Origin of the sequence: Metapseudomonas boanensis, assembly GCF_018704125.1 — a bacterium.
GTDB lineage: Bacteria > Pseudomonadota > Gammaproteobacteria > Pseudomonadales > Pseudomonadaceae > Metapseudomonas > Metapseudomonas boanensis.
Genome location: NZ_JAGTIS010000026.1, coordinates 12,489 through 34,421 on the forward strand (window position 1 = coordinate 12,489; position 21,933 = coordinate 34,421).

Annotated in this window: 19 protein-coding genes; 11 read left to right on the forward strand and 8 right to left on the reverse strand. The window is 64.9% G+C overall.

Features of this window, described 5'->3' with window-relative positions; all coding sequences use genetic code 11:
* The first annotated feature begins 7 nt into the window (after positions 1-7).
* The 4 genes from J7302_RS24965 (at position 8) to J7302_RS24980 (ending at position 4,542) form a co-directional block, all read left to right on the forward strand.
* Entirely contained in the window at positions 8-1,060 is a 1,053-nt protein-coding gene (locus J7302_RS24965; protein WP_215381178.1) for an extracellular solute-binding protein, read from the forward strand.
* A gap of 111 nt (positions 1,061-1,171) precedes the next feature.
* Positions 1,172-2,368, forward strand: coding sequence for an amidohydrolase family protein (locus tag J7302_RS24970; protein ID WP_215381180.1), 1,197 nt, complete (start codon positions 1,172-1,174; stop codon positions 2,366-2,368).
* On the forward strand, positions 2,365-3,867 hold the full coding sequence (locus J7302_RS24975; RefSeq protein ID WP_215381182.1) for an amidohydrolase family protein: 1,503 nt from the start codon (positions 2,365-2,367) through the stop codon (positions 3,865-3,867). The genes J7302_RS24970 and J7302_RS24975 overlap by 4 nt, the downstream gene beginning before the upstream one ends.
* A gap of 12 nt (positions 3,868-3,879) precedes the next feature.
* The gene (locus J7302_RS24980) at positions 3,880-4,542 is read left to right on the forward strand and encodes a flavin reductase family protein (protein ID WP_215381184.1); all 663 of its coding nucleotides are present in this window, start codon (positions 3,880-3,882) and stop codon (positions 4,540-4,542) included.
* A gap of 184 nt (positions 4,543-4,726) precedes the next feature.
* Here the strand turns inward: J7302_RS24980 and J7302_RS24985 are convergent, their stop codons facing one another.
* Entirely contained in the window at positions 4,727-5,593 is an 867-nt protein-coding gene (locus J7302_RS24985; RefSeq protein ID WP_215381187.1) for a LysR substrate-binding domain-containing protein, read from the reverse strand.
* A 116-nt stretch (positions 5,594-5,709) separates the two neighbouring features.
* On the opposite strand from J7302_RS24985, the gene J7302_RS24990 reads away from it, so the two are divergent.
* Complete coding sequence (locus tag J7302_RS24990; protein ID WP_349814475.1) at positions 5,710-6,558, forward strand: EamA family transporter; 849 nt, start codon at positions 5,710-5,712, stop codon at positions 6,556-6,558.
* A gap of 117 nt (positions 6,559-6,675) precedes the next feature.
* Here the strand turns inward: J7302_RS24990 and J7302_RS24995 are convergent, their stop codons facing one another.
* A complete protein-coding gene (locus tag J7302_RS24995; protein ID WP_003084988.1) occupies positions 6,676-6,834 on the reverse strand; it encodes a YqaE/Pmp3 family membrane protein in 159 nt (52 codons plus the stop codon).
* A 117-nt stretch (positions 6,835-6,951) separates the two neighbouring features.
* On the opposite strand from J7302_RS24995, the gene J7302_RS25000 reads away from it, so the two are divergent.
* From J7302_RS25000 to J7302_RS25015, 4 genes are all read left to right on the forward strand, one after another.
* The gene (locus J7302_RS25000; RefSeq protein ID WP_215381190.1) at positions 6,952-8,415 is read left to right on the forward strand and encodes a sigma-54 interaction domain-containing protein; all 1,464 of its coding nucleotides are present in this window, start codon (positions 6,952-6,954) and stop codon (positions 8,413-8,415) included.
* 397 nt (positions 8,416-8,812) lie between these two features.
* Positions 8,813-10,198 carry a GntP family permease gene (locus J7302_RS25005; RefSeq protein ID WP_215381192.1) on the forward strand — a complete coding sequence of 462 codons (1,386 nt, stop codon included), beginning with the start codon at positions 8,813-8,815 and terminating at the stop codon, positions 10,196-10,198.
* A 168-nt stretch (positions 10,199-10,366) separates the two neighbouring features.
* Complete coding sequence (locus J7302_RS25010; RefSeq protein ID WP_215381194.1) at positions 10,367-11,935, forward strand: acyl CoA:acetate/3-ketoacid CoA transferase; 1,569 nt, start codon at positions 10,367-10,369, stop codon at positions 11,933-11,935.
* A gap of 124 nt (positions 11,936-12,059) precedes the next feature.
* Positions 12,060-13,319 carry an OprD family porin gene (locus J7302_RS25015; protein ID WP_215381197.1) on the forward strand — a complete coding sequence of 420 codons (1,260 nt, stop codon included), beginning with the start codon at positions 12,060-12,062 and terminating at the stop codon, positions 13,317-13,319.
* A 103-nt stretch (positions 13,320-13,422) separates the two neighbouring features.
* Here J7302_RS25015 and speB read toward each other — a convergent pair whose 3' ends face one another.
* Positions 13,423-14,385, reverse strand: coding sequence for an agmatinase (speB, locus tag J7302_RS25020; protein ID WP_215381199.1), 963 nt, complete (start codon positions 14,383-14,385; stop codon positions 13,423-13,425).
* A gap of 73 nt (positions 14,386-14,458) precedes the next feature.
* Positions 14,459-15,538, reverse strand: coding sequence for a polyamine ABC transporter substrate-binding protein (locus tag J7302_RS25025; protein WP_215381201.1), 1,080 nt, complete (start codon positions 15,536-15,538; stop codon positions 14,459-14,461).
* Positions 15,539-15,649: 111 nt separating this feature from the next.
* Between J7302_RS25025 and J7302_RS25030 the strand changes: the two genes are divergently transcribed.
* A complete protein-coding gene (locus J7302_RS25030; RefSeq protein ID WP_215381204.1) occupies positions 15,650-16,573 on the forward strand; it encodes a LysR family transcriptional regulator in 924 nt (307 codons plus the stop codon).
* Positions 16,574-16,740: 167 nt separating this feature from the next.
* On the opposite strand, the gene J7302_RS25035 is transcribed toward J7302_RS25030, so the two are convergent.
* The 4 genes from J7302_RS25035 to J7302_RS25050 form a co-directional block, all read right to left on the reverse strand.
* A complete protein-coding gene (locus tag J7302_RS25035) occupies positions 16,741-18,093 on the reverse strand; it encodes a glutamine synthetase family protein (RefSeq protein WP_215381207.1) in 1,353 nt (450 codons plus the stop codon).
* A gap of 25 nt (positions 18,094-18,118) precedes the next feature.
* The gene (locus tag J7302_RS25040; RefSeq protein ID WP_215381209.1) at positions 18,119-18,676 is read right to left on the reverse strand and encodes a helix-turn-helix domain-containing protein; all 558 of its coding nucleotides are present in this window, start codon (positions 18,674-18,676) and stop codon (positions 18,119-18,121) included.
* 36 nt (positions 18,677-18,712) lie between these two features.
* On the reverse strand, positions 18,713-20,002 hold the full coding sequence (locus tag J7302_RS25045; RefSeq protein WP_215381213.1) for an NAD(P)/FAD-dependent oxidoreductase: 1,290 nt from the start codon (positions 20,000-20,002) through the stop codon (positions 18,713-18,715).
* A 318-nt stretch (positions 20,003-20,320) separates the two neighbouring features.
* Complete coding sequence (locus tag J7302_RS25050) at positions 20,321-21,232, reverse strand: LysR substrate-binding domain-containing protein (protein WP_215381215.1); 912 nt, start codon at positions 21,230-21,232, stop codon at positions 20,321-20,323.
* A gap of 126 nt (positions 21,233-21,358) precedes the next feature.
* On the opposite strand from J7302_RS25050, the gene J7302_RS25055 reads away from it, so the two are divergent.
* Complete coding sequence (locus J7302_RS25055) at positions 21,359-21,925, forward strand: tetratricopeptide repeat protein (RefSeq protein WP_215381218.1); 567 nt, start codon at positions 21,359-21,361, stop codon at positions 21,923-21,925.
* The last annotated feature ends 8 nt before the right edge of the window (positions 21,926-21,933 follow it).

Genomic DNA, 21,933 nt, shown 5'->3' on the forward strand with positions numbered 1-21,933 from the left:
AAAAACAATGAAGTTGAAAGCATTGCGTCATGGGGTAGCCGGTTTTGCCCTGAGTTGTTTCGCCGCGAGCTTCGCCCAGGCGGATGAGCCCAAGGAGCTGTTCTTCTACAACTGGACCGACTACTACCCGGTGGAGCTGCTGGCCAAGTTCGAGAAGGAGACCGGCATCAAGGTCACCATGGACGGCTACGACAGCAACGAAACCCTGCTGGCCAAGCTGCAGGCCGGCGGCGCCGCGTACGACGTGATCGTGCCGTCGCACTCGATCATGCGCACCCTGATCAAGCAGGGCTACCTGCAGGAAATCGACGCCTCCAGCCTGCCGAACTTCGTGCATGTGAAACCGGCCTTCCGCGACCCCGATTTCGATCCCGGCCGCAAGTATTCGGCGCCCTACCTCTGGGGCACGACCGGTTTCTCCTATGACAGCGCACGGGTGCCGGGCGGCAAGCTGGATGACTCCTGGAAGGAGTTCTTCGAGCCGCGTCCCGAACTCCAGGGCCAGCTCGCCGCGCTGGACACTCCCAGCAGTGTGATCAACGCCGCCAGCCACTACCTGGGCGTGGATGAGTGCAGCGAGAATCCACAGGACGCCAAGCGCATCCTCGAGCTGCTGCAGAAGCAAAAGCCCTTCCTGAAGATGTACAGCTCCGACAACACCGTGGACCGCATGGCCTCGGGCGAGGTGATCATGATGCAGAACTGGAACGGCTCCACCGCCCGCGCCACCCTGCAGAAGAGCACCATCAAATACGTCTATCCGCGTGAAGGCGTGGCCATGTTCCAGGACAACTTCGCCGTGCCGAAAAGTGCGCCGCACCCGGGCAACGCGAAGATCTTCATCGACTGGATGATGAAACCGGAAAACGCTGCCGCCGTGTCCAACGCGATTGCCTACGCCAACGGCATCGACAGCGACAAGCTTCTCGACGCCAAGTGGAAAGTGATGGACGCCATCAACATGCCCGACGAATACGCCGAACGCCTGCGTCCCGAGAAGGAGTGCAGCAACCAGGCGCGCGAACTGCAGGACCGCATCTGGTCCAAGCTCAAGGGCTGACGATCCAAGCCCTGTAGGAGCGCGCTTGCTCGCGAAGAGCCCGCGCACATTCGCGAGCTTGCTCGCTCCTACGGGAACACATCGTGCCACCACACTACTTCAGAGGTTCCCATGGCTGATAGCTACTGGCTGCGCAACGTCCGCCCCTTGGGCGGCGCAGCCGAAGACTTCCTGATCCGTGACGGTCTGCTCGTCGAGCGCCGCCCGGCCTCTACTGGACCAGGTGCAGCCGGCGATATCGACGGCGCCGGCCGGCTCATGACCCCTGCCCTGGTGGAAAGCCACATCCACCTGGACAAGACCCTCTGGGGTCAACCCTGGCGCCCCAATAGCGCCGGCCCGACACTCAAGGACTACATCGCCAACGAGCGCCGCGTACTACGCGAGGTCACCGCACCCATCGCCGAGCGCGCCGGCGCCCTGCTCGAAAACTGCATCGCCCGCGGCTCGCTGACCATGCGTTGCCATGTGGATATCGATCCCGAATTCGGCCTGCGCCATGTCGAAGCCATGCAGGCCTTGCAGGCGCGCTACCACGACCTGATCGACCTGGAGCTGGTGGTCTTTCCGCAAACCGGGCTGGTCAGCCGCCCTGGTACCGCCGAGCTGATGCGTGAAGCCCTCGGCCTGGGCGTGGAGAACGTCGGCGGTCTCGACCCCTGTGGCATCGACAACGACCCCATCACCCAGCTCGACATCGTCTTTGGTCTCGCTGCCGAGTTCGACCGCGGGGTCGACATTCACCTGCACGACAAAGGCGAACTCGGCCTCTGGCAGATCGCCCGCATCGCCGACTACACCGAACGCTTCGCCCGTCAGGGCAAGGTGATGATCAGCCACGCCTACTGCTTAGGGATGGCGCCCTGGGGGCAAGTGCGGCCGCTGGCCGAACGCCTGGCCGCCCTCGGAATCTCCCTGATGAGTTCGGCACCGGCCGACTGCGCCGTGCCACCCTTCCTCGCCCTGCATGAGGCGGGCGTGAACCTCTGCCTGGGCTCGGACGGCATCCGCGATGCCTGGTCGCCCATGGGCAACGGCGACATGCTCGAACGTGCAATGCTTCTGGCCTTCCGCTTCGACCTGAACAAGGACGAAGAACTGGTCGCAGCCTTCGAGGCCGCCTCGAGCCACGGCGCCATGGCGCTGGGTCGTGAAGTTAATTGCCTTGTGCCCGGCCAGCGCGCCGACTTCCTGCTGCTGCCCGCGCAGAGCCTGGGTGAAGCGGTCGTCGCCCGACCGCAACGCCAGGTGTTCCGTGCCGGCCGGCTGGTCGCCGATTCGGGCCGTCTGCTGGAGAGCCGCCTGTGACCGCGCCGCGCCGCATCGGCCTCAAGGCCAGCTGCGTGGTCGGCTTCGACGGCAGTCGCCACGTGCTCTGGCGCGATGGCGAGGTGGTCATCGAAGGCGCGCGCATTCTCTTCGTCGGCCGCGGCTTTCCCGGCCCGGTCGACCAGTGGATCGACTACGGCAACGCCCTGCTCGGCCCAGGTTTCATCGACCTCGACGCCCTAGGCGATCTCGACTCCACCGTGCTCACCCTCGACAACGGCGACGAGCGCGACATGGGCCGCATGTGGTCGGCAGAGTACCTGGCCACGGGACCGCGTGAGAGCTATAGCTTCGACGAAGAAGTATTCAAGTACCGCTACGCCTTCACCCAACTGATCCGCAACGGCATCACCACGGCCATGCCGATCACCTCCATGTACTACCGCGAGTGGGCGGAGACCTTCGACGAGTTCGCCGCCGTGGCCGACGTGGCGGCCGAACTGGGTCTGCGCACCTACCTCGGCCCTTGCTACATGAGCGGCATGCAATACCTGCGCGCCGACGGCACCCTGGCCGAGCACTGGGATGAACCCCGCGGCTTGGCCGGATTGGACGCTGCCGAGCGCTTCTTCCGCGAATTCGATGGCAGCCACGGCGGCCTGATCCGTGGCGCCCTGCTGCCCGATCGCATCCAGACCTGCACTCCGGCGCTGCTGCAACGCACCGCCGCCCTCAGCTGCGAACTGGCCGCCCCGGTGCGCCTGCATTGCTGCCAGGGCCCCGGTGAAGTGAAGCGGGTCAAACGACTGCGTGGCCTGGCGCCGCTGGCCTGGCTGGAACACCTCGACCTGCTCGGCCCTCGCAGCGTGCTGCCCCATGGCATCTACATCGAAGGCGACGACGACCTGGCGCGCCTCGCCGACAGCGGCACCAGCCTGATCCACTGCCCGGTGGTGTTCGCCCGTGACGGCGAGGCCCTGGACTCCTTCGGCCGCTACCGTGCCCGTGGCATCAACTTCGCGCTGGGCACCGACACCTGGCCGGCGGACCTGCTGGACAACATGCGCCAGGGTCTGAACATCGCCCGCATCAAGGCAGGCGGCAACCAGGGCACCAGCGCCCTCGATTTCTACAACGCTGCCACCCTCGGTGGCGCCAAGGCCCTGGGTCGCGACGACCTCGGCCGCCTGGCGCCGGGTGCGCGTGCCGACATCACCGTGTTCAGCCTCGCTGGCATGCACCTCGGCCCGCTGTTCGACCCGCTGAAGAACCTGATCCTCGCCGGCCGTGGCGACGACTGCATCGCCAGCTGGATCGACGGCCGCTGCGTGATGCACGACGGCCAGGTGAACGGCGTCGACTACGCGAGTCTCCAGCACCAGGCCCAGCAGCAGTTCCACGCGCTGATGCGGAGCCACGCCACGCGCGCCTTCGGCCAACCCGACTGGCGCAGTCTGTTCCAACCGGCCATCCCCTTCGCCGATGCCTGGAGCGAAGCGCGGCCGCTCTGCACCCTCGCCAGCGCGTCCGGCCAATAAAGAGAACACGCCATGCTGAGCTTCGACTTCGCCCAACTGGGCCCCCGTGAGAAATACAAGATCCTCATCGGCAGCGTGGTGCCCCGGCCTATCGCCCTGGTCACCACGGTGGATGCGCAAGGACGCGCAAATGCCGCGCCCTTCAGCTTCTTCAACGCCCTCTCCGCCGACCCGCCGATCCTTGCCTTGGGGGTGGAAAACCACGCTGACCTCAGCCCCAAGGACACCACGCGTAACATCCTGCTGAACCAGGAGTTCACCGTGAACATCGTCAGCGATGCGCTGGTGGAAGCCATGAACGTCTGCGCCGTGCCCTTCGAACCGGGCTTCGACGAACTGATTGCTGCAGGGCTGACCGCCATCCCCGGCAGCCGCGTCGGTTGCCCGCGGATCAAGGAAGCGCCTGTGGCCCTGGAATGTCGGCGCATGATGGGCCTGTCCATCGGCCAATCGCGGGAAATCATCCTCGGCGAAGTGCTGATGGCCCACGTGCGCGAAGAGCTGATCGACCCGCAGACGCTGTATATCGACCAGCTCGGGCTGGATGCCATCGGCCGCATGGGCGGGCATGGCTATGCACGGACGCGGGATTATTTCGATCTACCGACGCGATCGCTGCAGGCGTGGAAGGAACAGCCGGGAGGTGGGGAAAGGGTATGGCCTGCGGAGTCGTAGATTGGCGCTGAATGCAGCGAAGAACAGCATTGGCGGACACCGAGCTGGCTTGGAGCATCCCTCACCCCCAGCCCCTCTCCCAACGGGAGAGGGGCGCTGATCCCTGTGGTAAGGCATCACTCCGAGCTTCCGGCAACATCCTGCTTTGCAGACACGAGTCTCCTCTTCAGGGAGAGGAGTTGGATTAGTGAGCGTCTGCCGCCACCTCGAAGAACGCCTGCACCACTCTTAGCTCCGCATGGCGCTCCAGGCACGCCAGGAAATGCCGGCTCACCAGCCCCTCGCCCTGCAAGGGCAGCGCCCGCACACGCGAATCGCGGGGGACCTCGAGCGAATAGATGATGCTCACCCCAAGCCCCGCTGCGACCGCCTCGATCACCGCCTCGCGGCTGTTCAGCTCCAGTTCGGCACGCAGTTCCAGGCCCAGGTCCAAGCAGGCGCGCTCGAAGGTTCGACGAGTCAGCGAGGCCGGCTCGCGTTGCAGCAGTACCTCGCTGCGCAGCTCATGCAGCGCCACCTCCTCCCGCGTTCCCACCCACGGGTGATTGGCTGGCAACAACAGGCACAGGCGCGCCTCTCCCAATGGCTGAAGGAGCAGGCCTGGGCGCTCGGAGATATCGCTGATCACCGCCAGGTCGACCCGCTCGCCGTTCAGCGCGGTCAGCGTCTCCTGGGTGTTGCCCAGACGCAGGTTGATGCGCACGCCGGGATGGCGCTCGCGCATCCGCGCCAGCAGCGGCATGACCAGGTGCGGGCTGTCGGCGGCAAGCTCCAGGCGACCGGAAACCAGCGCCTGGCTGCTGTCCAGCAGGTCTTCAGCCTGGTCGGCAAGGGCGAAAAGGGCATGGCTGATGGCCGCCAGCCGCCGACCCAGTTCGGTCGGCTCCACCTGCCGGGCGGTGCGCCGCAGCAGACGCACCTGGTAATGCTCTTCCAGTGCCTTTATGTGCCCGGTCACCGCCGGCTGGCTGATGCATAGCCGCTCGGCCGCACGGGTGAAACTGCCTTCGCGGACCACCGCATCGAAGGCGCGAAGCTGGAAGAGATTCATGGGCAGGCCATCAGTGAGAGTTATTCGACGGATAACGATAAACGATTTGAATGATGTCTCGATGAACCCGCACCCTTGGCACCACACTTACAGCCTCTTGCGGCAGGGGATTTCACGTGTTGTCGGATACCGATCTCGCCACCCTGGTGGTCCTGCTTTCCGCCCTGATGCACGCCTCCTGGAACGCGGTGATCAAGGCTGGCAGCGACCGCCTCTCCTCCATGGCCCTGGTGGACGGCGTAGCCTTCTGCTTCAGCATTGCCCTGCTGCCGCTGGTAAGTCCGCCGCCACCGGTAGTCTGGGGCCTGATCGGCCTGTCGGTGGTGGTGAATACCCTGTACCGGCTGCTCCTGATCCGTGCCTACCAGTTCGGCGACTTCGGCCAGGTCTACCCGGTGGTGCGCGGCCTACCGCCGCTGCTTGTGGCGCTCTGCGCCGGGCTGGTGTTCGGCGAGCACCTGTCCGGAGCCATGCAGCTGGGCATTGTGCTGATCTCACTTGGCATCCTCAGCCTGCTCTCCACCCGCCTGGAATCCCGAGCCCTGAAAGCTCTGGGCTGCGCCGCGCTGGCCGGCGCCGGGGTGGCGCTCTACACCCTGATCGATGCCCAGGGCGTGCGTCGTGCCGACAACGTGCTGCAGTTCGTGGTCTACCTGACGCTGATGCAGAGCATGACCATCCCGGTGGTGGCCTGGATGCGCCGTGGCCCGCTGGTGCTACGCTTCGCCCAGGCCAACTGGAAAGTCGGGCTGTTCGGCGGCTTCAACTACTGCGTGGCCTACGGCCTGGTGCTTTACGCCATGACCCTGGACAACGTGGCCAAGGTCGCGGCCCTGCGCGAGAGCAGCGTCATCATCGCCGCCATCATCGCCAGCCTGGTGTTCAAGGAGCCCTTCGGCATCCGCCGCATCCTCGCGGCCTGCGTGGTCACCGCCGGCATCCTCCTGATCAAGATGGTGGATTAGCGTCGTGCGCAAGCATTAGCCCGCAGGATGGGACGAGCGAAGCGATTCCCATCGATGGTGGGTGCTTCGATTGATGGGTATCGCAGGCTCAACCCATCCTACGGGTCGGGCCCGCACCTAGCGCTTGGCGATGATGTACACGGCGTGAACTATGCCGGGGATGTAGCCGAGCAGAGTCAACAGGATGTTGAGCCAGAAGGCGCCGCCGAAGCCGACCTGGAGGAAGACGCCCAGCGGCGGCAGGAGGATGGCGATGAGGATGCGGATCAGGTCCATGGAACACTCCTTGTGGGAAAGGTCATCTGCCCAGCTATCGACAGTCCTACAGGCTAGGCGTTCATTACGACAGCCCCCCATAATCGCTGCCTGATGTTTCAGCCGGATGCCCCTGCCATGCCCATCGCCAGTGAAGACCTCGACCAGCACGGCCTGATCATCGGCGTCTCCCCCGAGCGCTTCCGCGAAGTGGCGATGCCGCTGCTGTTCGACCACCTCGATGCCCAGTGCGAGGGCACCATCGCGGTGAACCGCCAGGCGCGCATCGTCTGGATCAACGACAAGTACGCCGCCAAGGTCGGCATCACGGACCCGCGCAGCGTACTCGGCAAGGAAATCGAGGAAGTGCTGCCGGCCAGCCGCCTGCGCGAGGTGGTGCAGAGCGGCCAGCCGAGCATGCTCGACCTGATGGCCTTCGGTGACGAGCACTTCGTGGTCACCCGCATTCCACTGCGGGACGCGGACGGCACCCTGGTCGGCGCACTGGGCTTCGTGCTGTTCGACCGCGCCCGCCACCTGCAGCCGCTCATGGCCAAGTACAACCAGTTGCAGACCCAACTGGCCGCCACCCAGCGCGAACTGGCCAAGGCCCGCCGCGCGCGCTACACCATCGCAGGGTTCATCGGCACCAGCGCCGCCGCCAGCGAAGTGAAACGCCAGGCACGCCGCGCCGCGCAGCTCGACGCCACGGTGCTGCTGCGCGGCGAAACCGGCACTGGCAAGGAGCTGCTGGCCCAGGGCATCCACAACCTGTCGCTGCGCGCCAACGGGCCTTTCGTTGCGGTGAACGTGGCGGCGATTCCTGAATCCCTGGTGGAAGCCGAACTCTTCGGCACCGCTCCGGGCGCCTTCACCGGTGCCGAGCGCCGCGCTCGTGCTGGCAAGTTCGAGCTGGCCGATGGCGGCACGCTGTTCCTCGATGAGATCGGCGACCTGCCGCTGCCCCTGCAGGCGAAGATGCTACGCGTGTTGCAGGAGCAGGAGGTGGAACCTCTGGGCTCCAACCAGGTGAAGGCGCTGAACGTGCGGGTGATCGCCGCCACCCACGTGGACCTTGAAGCCAAGGTGGCGGCCGGGCAGTTCCGCGAAGACCTCTACTACCGCCTCAACGTCCTCACCCTGCGCCTGCCCCCGCTGCGCGAACGTCGCGAGGACCTGCCCGCGCTGATCGAGCACCTGCTGGACGACATCGCCAACCGCTCCAGCCAGCCGCCGCTGGAGCTAGCCGACGACGCCCTGCAACTCCTCCAGGCCCAGCCCTGGCCGGGCAATGTGCGCGAGCTGCGCAACCTGCTGGAACGGGCGCAGATGAGCAGCGATAGCGGCCCGCTGGGCACCCGCGCCATCCGCCCGCTGCTGGTGGACCCGGTGCCTGCTGCAAGCGCGCCAGCAGCAGCCCTGGCCACTCCCGTAGAGCCGCCCCGTGAGGTCCGGCCTTTGTCCGAAAGCCTTGCTGCCGCCGAGCGCCAGGCGATCCTCGCTGCGCTCGCCGCATGCAATGGCAACCGCACCCAGGCCGCCGAACGCCTGGGGATCGCCCGGGCGAGCCTGTACAACAAGTTGCAGGTGCATGGCCTTTGATAGGTGTGGGTGCGAATTCATTCGCAAAGGGCCCCAGAGCAGCCCCTGAAGGACCAAAAGTGCAGGCCTATGGCCTGCTTTGCGAATGAATTCGCCCCCACATGAAAAACAATGAAGGTTGCTGGATTTGTCCAGAAACATGGACATGTGTCCATCCAATTGGACGCAGTCCAGAATTCTGGACAGCCCATTTCCCTAGCACGCCTTGACCGGGATTCGCCAATTTCGTCCACAACCCTCGATCCAGAGCCCTTTCCTCCTCTACGACCAAAGTCGTAATCCGTCTTGGCACAGCTTTCGCTGTTATGCCTGCATAGCCGCCGACCTGCCTGAATTGCGCGGCCGCTGAACAGGCCGCCTCGACGCGGCTGAAAACAACAACAAGAAGGAAGTCCCCATGGGCACCCTAGGTATCCTGATTTCGCTTGCGCTGTTGATGTACCTCGCCTACCGCGGCATCAACGTCCTGATCCTCGCCCCGTTGCTGGCCCTGCTTGCCGTGCTTTTCGCCGGTGACGTTGCATTGATGCTGCCGACCTACACCCAGGTCTTCATGAAAGCCCTGGGCGGCTACCTGATCCAGTTCTTCCCGCTGTTCCTGCTCGGTGCCATCTTCGGCAAGTTGATGGACGACTCCGGCTCGGCCCGCGCCATTGCCCAAGGCATCGTCACCAAGCTGGGCCGCGAGCGGGCCATCCTTGCCATCGTCCTGGCCTGCGGCCTGCTGACCTACGGCGGCGTCTCGCTGTTCGTGGTGGCCTTCGCGGTCTACCCGATCGGTACCGCGCTATTCCGCGAGGCGGGCATTCCCAAGCGTCTGCTGCCGGGCGCCATTGCCCTAGGCGCCTTCACCTTCACCATGACCGCATTGCCCGGCACCCCGGCGATCCAGAACGCCATCCCCAGCCCGTTCTTCGGCACCGACGCCTTCGCCGCGCCGATCCTCGGGCTGATCGGCGGCCTGATGATGCTCGGCCTCGGCAGCTGGTGGCTGAGCGCCCAAGCGCGGCAACTGATGGCTGCCGGCGAGGGCTACGGAAGCCACAAGGACGACACCCTGGAGCTGACCGGGGTGCCGAATACCGGCTTCTGGATCGCCCTGCTGCCAATTCTGCTGGTGATCGCGTTGAACTTCGTGATGGCCAAGCAAGTGCTGCCCGCCGTCGACACCAGCTACCTGGCCAAGCCCGAGTTCGGTGGCTTGCAGGACGCCAAGTCGCTGATCGGTATCTGGTCGATCATCGTTGCCCTGGCGGCAGCCGTGCTGTTGCTGGTCGGCCTGCACTGGAAGCGCTGGGTCGACCTCAAGCAGAGCGTCAACGACGGCACCTTCGGCTCCATGCTGCCGATCCTCAACACCGCCTCCGAAGTGGGTTACGGCTCGGTGATCGCCTCCCTGGCCGGCTTCGTGGTGATCCGCGACCTGGTGCTGAGCGTGCCGGGCAACCCGCTGGTGTCCGAAGCCGTAGCGGTGAACATCCTCGCCGGCATCACTGGTTCGGCCTCGGGCGGCATGTCCATCGCCCTCAAGACCCTGGGCGCGCAATACCTGGCGATGGCCAACGCTGCCGGCATCAGCCCCGAACTGCTGCACCGCGTCGCCGCGATGGCCTCCGGCTGCATGGACACCCTGCCGCACAACGGTGCGGTGATCTCGCTGCTGGCCATTTGCAAGCTGACCCACCGCGACTCGTACAAATTCATCTTCATGAACACCGTGATCTTCCCGCTGATGGCACTCACCGTGGTGATCACCCTGGGCAGCCTGTTCGGGAGTTTCTGATCAGCTTTGTGGCTTTGTGGCTTTGTGGGGGCACATTCATTCGCTAAGCAGGCCGAAGGGCTGCCCTTGTGATCCTTATGGGGCGGCTGCGCAGCCCCTAGCGATTGGAATCGCCCCCCCAGGACAAGCAGAGCCTTCATCCCCAGATCAATCCGCTCGAGGTAAACCATGAGCAAAGTGATGAGCGCCGCCGAGGCGGTGGCGCGGATTCCGGATAACGCCAACCTGGCCAGCGGCGGCTTCGTCGGCATCGGTTTCGCCGAGGAGATCGCCATCGCCCTGGAGCAGCGTTTCCAGGCCGAGCAGGCGCCGCAGGGCCTGACCCTGGTGTATGCCGCAGGCCAGGGCGACGGCAAAGGCCGTGGCCTCAACCATCTGGCCCACGAAGGCCTGGTGCGCCGGGTGATCGGCGGCCATTGGGGCCTGGTGCCGGGGCTGCAGAAGCTGGCGGTGGAGAACCGCATCGAGGCCTACAACCTGCCACAGGGCGTGATCTCGCAGCTGTTCCGCGACATTGCCGCGGGCAAGCCGGGGCAGCTGTCCAAGGTGGGCCTGGGCACCTTCGTCGACCCTGCATTCGGCGGTGGCAAGCTCAATGAGCGGACCACCGACGATCTGGTGCGGCGCATGCCCATCGATGGTGAGGACTACCTGTTCTACAAGACCTTCCCGATCAACGTCGGAGTGATCCGCGCTACCAGCGCGGACGAGGACGGAAACCTTTCCATGGAGCGCGAGGCACTGACCATCGAGAGCCTGGCCATCGCCATGGCCGCGCGCAATTCGGGCGGTCTGGTCATTGCACAGGTGGAACGCGTCGTAGCGCGCGGCTCGCTCAACCCGCGAGAGGTGAAAGTGCCCGGCATCCTGGTCGACTGTGTGGTGGTGGCTCGCGCGGAAAACCACCAGCAGACCTTCGCCACCACTTACAACCCGGCCTTCGCCGCCGAGGTGCAGGTGCCCACCGACAGCCTGGCGCCGATGCCGCTGGACCTGCGCAAGCTGATTGCCCGCCGCGCCGCTCTGGAGCTGCCGCCCGGTGCTGTGGTCAACCTCGGCATCGGCATGCCTGAAGGCGTGGCCGCGGTGGCCGCCGAGGAAGGCGTGATCGACCTGCTGACGCTGACCGCCGAGCCCGGCGTGATCGGTGGCGTGCCGGCCTCCGGCCTGGACTTCGGCGCAGCGAGCAACCACGCCGCGCTGATCGACCAGCCCTACCAGTTCGACTTCTACGACGGCGGCGGTCTGGACATCGCTTTCCTGGGCTTGGCCCAGGCCGATGCAGAAGGCAACCTCAACGTCTCCAAGTTCGGCTCGCGACTGGCCGGTGCCGGTGGCTTCATCAACATCAGCCAGAACGCCAAGGCGGTTGTCTTCGTCGGGACCTTCACTGCGGGCCCGCAGGACATTCGCATCGAGGACGGCGCGCTGCGCATCATCGAGGACGGCGCGGTGCACAAGTTCGTGCGCCAGGTGGAACACCGCACCTTTGCCGGCCGGCTCGCCGCCAAGTCCGGCAAGCCGGTGCTCTACGTCACCGAGCGCTGCGTGTTCCGCCTGACCACCGAAGGGCTGGAGCTGATCGAGATCGCCCCCGGCGTGGACCTCGAGCGGGACATTCTCGAACGCATGGATTTCGTCCCCATCGTGCGCGAACCGAAGCGGATGGATACGCGGCTGTTCCGGGAAGAACGCATCGGCCTGCGGAACCTGATCGGAGGCGAAAGCCTCACCTGAGTTGAAGCGTGAAACGCGGGCTCGTTCTGAGCCCGCGTCTTTTTCCCCTGTCACCCCACTTCAGCCAATACAGGCTGGAGCGGGCACTGCTGTGCACAGAACAACAACAAGAAGAGGAACCATTATGGATCGCAAGCCCGTCACTCTCGCCCTCTGCGGCACCGCTGCCCTGGCCCTCTGCGGCCCTGCCAGCGCGGAGTTCATCCAGGACTCCAAAGCCAGCCTCGAACTGCGCAACTTCTACTTCAACCGTGATTTCCGCCAGCAAGGCGCCAAGCAGAGCAAGGCCGAAGAATGGGCCCAGGGCTTTCTACTGCGCTATGAGTCTGGCTTCACCGAGGGCCCGGTTGGCGTGGGCGTCGACGCCCTCGGCCTGCTCGGTCTGAAGCTCGACTCCAGCCCCGACCGGGTCGGCACCGGACTACTCAAGTCCGACCGCGAGGTTCCCAACCGTGCCCAGGACGAATATGGCGAACTCGGCCTGACCGCGAAGCTGCGCGCCTCGCAAAGCACACTGAAGGTCGGCACCCTGCTGCCCAAGTTGCCGGTGGCCCTGCACAACGACAGCCGCCTGCTGCCGCAAACCTTCCGCGGCGCCTGGCTGAATTCGGCGGAGGTGGAAAACCTCAGCCTGGACCTCGGCCGCTTCGACCGCATCAACCAGCGCAACTCCTCCGACAACGAAGAGATGACCGTCTTCAGCGGCGGCAACCGCAACATCACCCTGGGCTCGACCAAGACCACCGACCAGTTCGACTTCGCCGGCGCCACCTACAAGTGGACGCCGAACCTCGGCACCGCCTATCACTATGGCGGGCTCGACGGCCTCTACAAGCAGCATTACCTGACGCTCAATCACCTGCTGCCGATTGCCGATGGGCAGGCGTTGAAGTCCGACCTGCGCTGGGCACGCAGCACCGACGATGGCGGCAGCAACGTGGACAACACCGCAATCGGCGCGCTGTTCACCTACAGCTTTGGCGCCCATGCCTTCGGCCTCGGCTATCAGCGGATGAGCGGCGACACCGGCTTCGCCTACATCAACGGCACCGACGCCTACCTGGTGAACCTGGTGCAGATCAATGACTTCGGCAACGAAGACGAACGCTCCTGGCAGGCGCGCTATGACTACAACTTCGCCGCCCTGGGGATTCCCGGCCTGACCTTCATGACCCGCTACCTGTCGGGCGACAACGTCGACCTGCGCGGCGCGGCCGGTGACGGCAAGGAATGGGAACGCAACACCGACATCGCCTACGTGGTACAGAGCGGACCGCTGAAGAATGTCGGGATCAGGTGGCGCAACGCGAGCACGCGGAGCAACTTCGGCAGCGATATCGATGAGAACCGGCTGATTCTCAGCTACACCCTGGCGCTGTGGTGATGGATGCACGTTGGGCTTCGCAAGCTCAGCGCCAACCTACGAAGTGTGTAGGTTGGTGCGGACCGCGCAGGTCTGAGCGCAGCGAAGCCCAACGAAGGCGTGATTACCTCATCCCCAATTTATGCCGCGCCGCATACAGGCACACCATTTCCATCGCCAGGGTCGCGCCGGCCAGGGCGGTGACTTCGGCGTTGTCGTAGGGTGGCGCCACTTCCACGACATCCATCCCCACCAGGTTGATGCCACGCAGCCCGCGGAGGATTTCCAGCGCCTGGTGGCTGGTGAGGCCGCCGCACACTGGCGTGCCGGTGCCGGGGGCGAAGGCGGGGTCCAGGCAGTCGATGTCGAAGGTCAGATACACCGGGTTGTCGCCCACCCGCGCGCGGACGCGTTCAGCGATCTGCTCAGGGGTGTGGCGGTGCACTTCGCGCGCATCCAGCACTTGGAAGCCCATCACGTCGTCATTGGTGGTGCGCAGGCCGATCTGCACCGAGCGCGCCGGGTCCACCAGTCCCTCGCGGGCGGCGTGGTAGAACATGGTGCCGTGGTCGATGCGCTTCACCTCTTCGTCCGGCCAGGTGTCGCTGTGGGCGTCGAAGTGGATCAGCGACAGCGGGCCGTGCTTCGCCGCGTGGGCCTTGAGCAGCGGGTAGCTGATGAAGTGATCGCCGCCCAGGGTGAGCATGGCCGCGCCGGACTCGAGAATGCGCGCGGCATGAGCCTGGATGATTTCCGGGGTGGCCTGCGGAGTGCCATGGTCGAAGGCGCAGTCACCGTAATCGATCACCGCGAGGTGGTCGAAGGGGTCGAACTCCCAGGGGTAATGGCGAGCCCAGGCCATCTGCACCGAGGCAGCGCGGATCGCACGCGGCCCGAAGCGGCTGCCGGGGCGGTTGGTGGTGGCGGTGTCGAAGGGCACGCCACTCACCACCAGGTCGACGCCGCGCAGGTCGCGGCTGTAGCGGCGGCGCATGAAGCTGGTGATGCCGGCGTAGGTGGGTTCGGCGGCCGTGCCGTAGAGGCTGTCACGGGTGATGGCCTGATCGTTTTCGAAGGCGTGGTCCATCTCATCGGTCTCCATTGATTCCACTCGCCCTCTGGGGCGAAGGGTGGGGTGGGGCGAGGTAATTGAAAGCTGCTCAATACTGGGTACGGAAACTGGTCCAGATCCGCGTGCGTGCGCGCTGGTCTTTCAACGACTGGATCTGCTCGCTGAACAGACGGTCGCGCACGACCTTGCTTGGGTAGATGTCCGGGTCGCCGGAAACCTCGGGGTCGAGCAACGGGGTTGCCGCCTTGTTCGCATTGGCGAAGAACTGGCTGTTGGTCAGTTCGGCAATGGCCTCGGGGCGCAGCATGAAGTCGATGAAGGCATGGGCGGCCTCGGGGTGCGGGGCATCGGCCGGGATCACCATGGTGTCGAACCAGATCAGCGTGCCTTCACGCGGGATGCGGTAGATCAGCTCGAACGGCATCTTCGCCTCGCGGGCCTGGTCGGCTGCGATAGCGGCATCGCCGTTGTAGGTCAGCGCCAGGCAGATCTCACCCTTGGCCAGGTCATTGATGTGGCGGCCGGAGCCGACGTAGCGCACGTTCGGCTGCAACTGGGCGAACAGCGCCTGCACGGCTTTGAGATCGGCCTTGTCAGTGCTGTAGGGATCTTCCCCGAGGTAATGCAGGGCAATGCTGATCACCTCCTGCGGCGAGTCGATCACGGCGATGCCACAGTCCCTCAGGCGGCTGGCGTATTCCGGCTTGAACAGCAGGTCGAGGCTGTTCAGCGGCGCATCGGGGATACGCTTGGTCACAGCGTCCTTGTTGATGCCGAGGCCCACGGTGCCCCAGGTGTAGGGCACGCCGAAGCGGTTTTCCGGGTCGACCGTGGCCAACTTGGCCAGCAGCTCCTGGTCGAGGTTGGCGAAGTGCTTCAACTGGTCGCGCCGTACCGGCTGCACGGCCTGGGCCTTGATTGCCCGAGCCAGGCCGCTGCTGGCGGGGAAGACTACGTCGTAGCCGCTGCCGCCGGTGAGCAGCTTGGCATCCAGCGCTTCGGCGCTGTCGAAGATGTCGTATTTCACCTCGATGCCGCTCTCGTCCTTGAAGCGCTGCAAGGCCTGCGGCGGGACGTAGGCGGACCAGCTGTAGAGGTTCAGGACCTTGTCTTCCGCGTGCACGGGCAGCACGCAGGCGAACAGGGCAAGCAACAGGGGAAAACGCATGGCGGGGCTCCTGGTATCTGGCAGGTGGAGCCATGCTGCGCCGGCCTTTGCTTTGAATAAATATGAAGTGTTCTACTTTGGCATCTACAGCCATCAATGTTTGGTGCCACCATGCTCAGCCAGCTCCATGACCTTGACCTGCAACTGTTACGGATCTTCATCTGTGTGGCGGAGAGCGGCGGCTTCAGTGCGGCCCAGGGCGAACTGGGCGTCGGTCAGTCCACCATCAGCACACAGATGGCCAAGCTGGAGACGCGCCTGGGTTTTCGCCTGTGCGAACGTGGCAAGGCGGGCTTCCGCCTGACGCCCAAAGGCGAGCAGGTGCTGGCCGCCACGCGCAAACTGTTCGGGGCCATCGAGATCTTCAAGGGCGAGGCACAAGGCATGGCCGACCTGCTATTGGGGGAGCTGCGCATCGGCCTGTCGGAATCGCTCGACGATCAGGTGTTGCAACGCCTGGGCGCGGCCATCGGGCGATTTCGCCAGCGCAACCAGGCGGTGCAGTTCGAGCTGATCAGCGCCATGCCCGCCGAACTGGAACGGCGTCTGCTGCAGGATCAGTTGCACCTGGCCATCGGCTACTTCTCCGGCAGCCAGGCGGCGCTGGACTACCTGCCGCTGTTCAGTGAGCAGCAGCAATTGTATTGCGGGGTTGGGCATCCGCTGTTCGGGCGTGCAACGGTCGAACTGGATGATCTGGCCGCCTGCGACCGCGTGCACCACCCCTACCGCTTCGGCGAAAGCCACGAACCCTTCCAGAGCGCCAGCAGCAGCGCCCGCACTGAGCAGGTCGAAGGCTGCCTCGCATTCATCCTCTCCGGTGCCCATATCGGCTACCTGCCCGAGCACATCGCTGCGCCCTGGGAGACTGCGGGACGGCTACAGGCCTTGCTACCGGAGCAGACGGGATTTCGCGTGCAATTCCACCTGACGCGCCATCGCGGCCGGCAGCCGAGCGAGGCGCAGGTGGCGTTCGTGGAAGATTTGATCGGGGTATTCGGGGAGGCTGCCCTCTCCCCCGCCCCCTCTCCCTGAAGAGGCGAGGGGGTTCTGTCCGTGCCGGCTCCAAACGTTGGGGCCGGCATCACTCCGTGCGGGCGATGAGCGTGGGATGGGTTGAGCAACGCGACACCCATCGCTGACTCGGACTGATGGGTATCGCTGCGCTGAACCCAACCTACGGCCCCGCATTGGTTTGGCGGTTACATGTACCAGCGGTACTCCCGCGCGCTGACCTCGTTCATGAAGTCCAGATACTCCTGGCGCTTGTTCTCGCAGTAGACCATCACGAACTCCGAGCCGAGCCCCTCGTTCACCACGGAATGGCTACGCATGGCCGTCACGGCGGTAAGCATGTCCTTGGGGAACTCGATGCCGCTGGTACGATCTTCGTTGAGCGAAGCGATGGGCTCGCGTCCGGCATCCAGGCCGTGCTCCATGCCGGTGAGGATGGCGGCCAGCACCAGGTAGGGGTTGGCGTCGGCGCCGGCCAGGCGGTGCTCGATGCGCAGGTTGCGGCCGTCGGATTCGGGGATGCGGATGCACGCATCACGGTCTTCGAAGCCCCAGCTGGCGCGGCTGGCGGCGTTGACCATGGCGCCGTAGCGGCGGAAGGCATTGTGGTTGGCGGCGAAGATCGGCATGCAATGCGGCAGCAGATCCAGGCAGCCGGCCACGGCGTGGCGTAGCGCACGCTGACTATTGCCGGCCAGCAGGTTGTTGCCTTCGCGGTCATAGAGGCTGACGTGGACGTGCATGCCACTGCCTGGCGCATGCAGGTAGGGCTTGCTCATGAAGCTGGCGCGGTGGCCGTGCTTGAGGGCGACGCCACGGGTGCTGCGGCAGAACAGGGCGGCCCAGTCGGCGGCCTTGAGGCCGTCGTCGCAGTGGCCGAAGTTGATCTCGAACTGACCTGGTCCCAGCTCGGCGGTGATGACGTTGGCCGCCACACCCTGCTCATTGGCCGCCTCGACCATTTCATGCAGCACGTTGGAGAAGCGCGACAGGCGCTCGATGTGCATGTTCGGCTGGTCGTCCTCGTCTTCGCAGAGCGGGTCGCGCGGGAAAGCCGGCAGACCGTCCTTGAGCTTGCGGTCGAACAGGTAGAACTCCAGCTCGAAGGCCACCACCGGGCGGATGCCGCGCTTCTCCAGACGCTGGAGCACGCGCGCCAGCACCTCGCGCGGTTCGAACTCGATCGGCGCCTCGGTACCGTCGGAGCTGATCAGCATCTGGCCCAGTGGCTCCTTCTCCCAGCGCACCGGCTTGAGGGTGCCGGGGATCAGGCGGCGCGGGGCATCCGGGTCGCCGTCGTTGAAGCAGTAGTCACCGATCGGGTAGAGCCCGCCCTGGGTGCCCAGCAGCACGCAGTTCTGCGGCACCTTGAGTGGGCTGCCAGCGGCCACCTTCTCCACCATCTCCACGGGGTAGCGCTTACCGTAGAAATGGCCGGGAATGTCCAGGCAGATCAGGTCGATGTAGCGCACCTCAGGGTATTGGGCACGGAAGGCACGTACTTCGCTGAGCAGATCGGGGTACTGATTTGTTGATGTCATCACAGCAGTCCTGCGGGCTCTGTCTTCAGGTGAATACCCAAAGCACCCGCGTCGGTTTGTCGGAAAGATTGGCGTAGCGGAACTGGGCGTGGGATGGCAGCTGGAAGCTGTCATTCGGATACAGGGTTACCGGATCTTCATCATCGCCGTACCAGACGGTCAGCTCACCTTCGAGGACGAAGCCGCCCTGCTCCGAGCTGTCGTCCAGATGGCCTTCGCCGCTGGTAGCGCCGGGTTCGAGAAGGCTTTCGAGCATGGAGAAGCCACCGGACATGGTCGGCGAAACCAGCACGTCGGTGATGCCGCCAGCGTAATAGAGCGTGCGGCGCTCGCCGGGACGGGTCACCCAACGCAGTTCGCGCGGCTTGCTCAGGCTGTAGAAGTAGGTGGTCGGCACGCCGAGGGCCTCGCTGATCGCGGTGAGGTCAGCCACGGTGGGGCGCGACAGGCCGCGCTCCACCTGGGACAGGAAGCCCACGGAGCGGTCGATCCGCGTGGCCAGGTCACCCAGGGTCACGTTCTTGTGTTTGCGCAGGTCGCGAATCAGGATCGCGAGGCCTTCGATTTCGTCTTGCTTGTCCATCTGTATTCCTTAGAGCCTGCCTTCGACCGCGCGAACTTAAATCACATCACGCAGGCGGTACCAGGCCTTGCCCGCAGCCTCCAGCGGCGCGGCCAGCAAGGCGCCACCCGGGAAACGCGGATTGCCAATGGCTTCGTAGAGCCCGAGCAACTCGTCATTGCCGAGGATGGCATCGGCCACCGCGCGGGCGCCGGCCAGGGTCGGCAGCACGCCGTGTCCGGAGAAGCCCTGCAGCCAATAGCGCTGGCCCTTCCGGCCGATGTCAGGCGTACGCTTCATGCTGACGTCGATATGGCCGCCCCAGCCGAACTCGATCTCCACACCTTGCAGCTGCGGGAACACCCGCTCCAGGTACGGGCGCGTCGCCGCTGGCACGTCCTTCGGCAGACCACCGAGGTAGGTGCAACCGCCGCCGAACAGCAGGCGATGGTCCGGCGTCAGGCGGAAGTAATCAGGGACGAATTGGTTGTCGATCACGCAGCTGTTGCGCGGCAACAGCGAGCGCGCCAGCTCCGGGTCCAGCGGGGCGGTGGCCACCTGGTAGGAGCCCACCGGCAGCAGGCGGCTGGAGAGCTGGCGATCGAGACGATCGACGTAGGCATTGCAGGCCATCACCAGCACCTCGCCGCGCACTTCGCCCTTGGCGGTGCGGGCCACGTAGCCCGTCGGTGTCTCGCGATACTCCAACACCTGGCTCTGTTCGTAGATGTGCCCACCACCGGCCTCGATGGCAGCCGCCAAGCCCTGGGCCAGCTTCAGCGGGTTGAGGTGCGCAGCTTCGGGATCATAGAGCGCAGCCTGGTAGCGCGGGCTGTCGATCCACTCGGGCAGCTCGTCACGACCGATCAGGCGCATCTGGTCGTAGCCCCATTTGTGGATTGCATCTTCCTGGGCTTCTTCCAGCAGTTTGACCCGACGCTGCTGCACTGCTGTCCATAGGCTGCCGACGCGGTAGTCGACATCGAAACCGTGACGCTGCGGCAGTTCGCGCATTTCGCTAGCGGCCCAGCGCATGCTGTCCCACAGGCGGCGGGTTCGTTCCAGGCCCAGGGCCTTCTCCAGCGGAGGCATGTCGCAGGACCAGCCCAGCAACGCCTGGCCGCCATTGCGCCCAGAGGCCGCCCAGGCCACGCGGCTGGCTTCCAGCAGGGTCACGCGCTTGCCGGCCTGGATCAGGCGCAGCGCGGTGTGCAGGCCGCTGAAGCCGGCGCCGATGATCAGGACCTCAGTGTCTTCACTACCCGACAGGGTTGGGCGCAGCGGAATGCTGCCCGGATAGGTGCGGGCGTAGTAGGTGCCGACATGCTGGGCGGACTGCTTGAACATGAAAGCCTCGTGAAATTATTGAAATTAAATTTCATGAAAAAATACACGAGATAATTCATAACGCCAAGCCTGAGCGTTCGAAATAAGCAACATTTGATCCGTCCTTGCAGGCGTACCAACGGCTATGACCAACAATTAATGACCGCGGACGCCACAATACCCAGTCAAAGGTGGAGAAAATTTCAGACAGCCGGAACGGATCAGCGCAACCAGGGCTGCTTGGCAGGACTGAACTCCCCTCTCCCATTAGGAGAGGGGCTGGGGGTGAGAGAAGGCGAGCACAGTGACTGATTCACAGAATGAATTCGTTCCTGCAACTCAGTCTTTTCGCTCAGCCCAGGTCTCGTGTTTCAAGCAATCCGCCACGTAATCAAGAAAACAGGTAATGCGCGAAGCCAGTGCGGTGTTTCGGTAGTACACGGCATTGATCGGCTGGCGCACTTCCAGCGTGTCGACAGCCAGCACCTGCACCAGGTGCCCCTCGACGCGGTCGGTCTGGGTCATGAATTCGGACAGGCAAACCAGTCCAGCACCCGCCAGGGCCAAGTGGCGCAGTGTCTCGCCGCTGGAGGCCTTGATGGCCGGGGTGATCGGCAAGCCATCGCCTTGGGCATGACGCAAGGGCCAGACGTTAAGGCTTTCCGGCTGGGTGAAGCCCAGCAGAGCGTGCCCTGCCAGATCGTCGACGCGCTCGGGCGTGCCATGCGTCTGCAGGTAGGCGGGGCTCGCCAGCACGCAGATGCGACTGCTACCGAGGGGCCGCGCATGCAGGGTGGAATCGCGCAACGTGCCGATGCGGATGGCGACGTCGGTGCGCTGCTCGATCAGGTCGATAATCTGCTCGCTGTTGTGCAACTCCAGTTCGATTTCCGGGTAGCGCGCGCGAAAGCCAGCCACCAGCGGCACCAGCACATGCAGGACGAAAGGCGACGCGGCGTTCACTCGCAGGCGCCCCGCCGGCCTCTGCCGACGCAGGGCCATCTGCTCCTCAGCCTCCTCCACCGAGGCGAGAATGCGCCGCGCCTGGACGAGGAACGCCTCGCCCTCCTCGGTGAGCTCCAGGCGCCGGGTGGTGCGGTGCACCAGAGTGACGTCGAGCTTGTCCTCCAGCCGGCTGAGAGCGCGGCTGACACCCGAAGCGGTCTGCGCCAGGTGCTCGGCGGCGGCCGTGATGGACCCGGTATCGACCACCGTGGTGAACGCTTGCAATTCGTCCAGCGTGGTTCTCATTCATGACCTCCAGGCAATGATCAATACCTAGATATCTGCTTTTCCGGCAAGAGTCGAGAGCCAGCGAGTGACGGCTTCGACGGATGCAACTACCCTCCTCCCTGATTCGAGAAAAGGACGACGCCCATGATTCTCCGCCCACTCCAGCGCCTCACCTGCCTCGGCGCCGTGGCCCTGCTTGCTGCCTGCACGATGCAGCAAACCACGCCCCCCGCCAGCAGCCCGGCCCCCACAGCGCCTGCCAGTGCACCAGCCAAACCAGCCGAGACGCCAACACCCGCCACCGATCTGCAGCGCCTCCATCAGCAGGCCATGCGTGGCGACCTCGAAAGCCAGTTCCAGCTCGGTAACCAATACTTCGTCGGCAAGCCGGAGAAGAACCTCCAGCAAGCGGCCTATTGGTGGAAGCAGGCAGCCGACAAGGGCCATGCCCAGGCCGCGGTGAGCCTAGCCTTTCTCTACACCGGCCGCGCTGACCCGGCCCTGGCTGACCCGCTCGCCATGCTCAAGTACCTGAATCAAGCCGCGGCGGCCGGCAACGCCATGGCGCAGCATGTGCTAGGCAGCATGTATGCCCAGGGCACGGAGGGTGTGCAGAAAGACCTGTACCAGGCCCGCGCGCTCTACCAAAGCGCTTGCGACAAGCAGTACGCACCGAGCTGCGAGGCGCTGAAGAAGCTGCCGGCGAACTAGCCGACGGT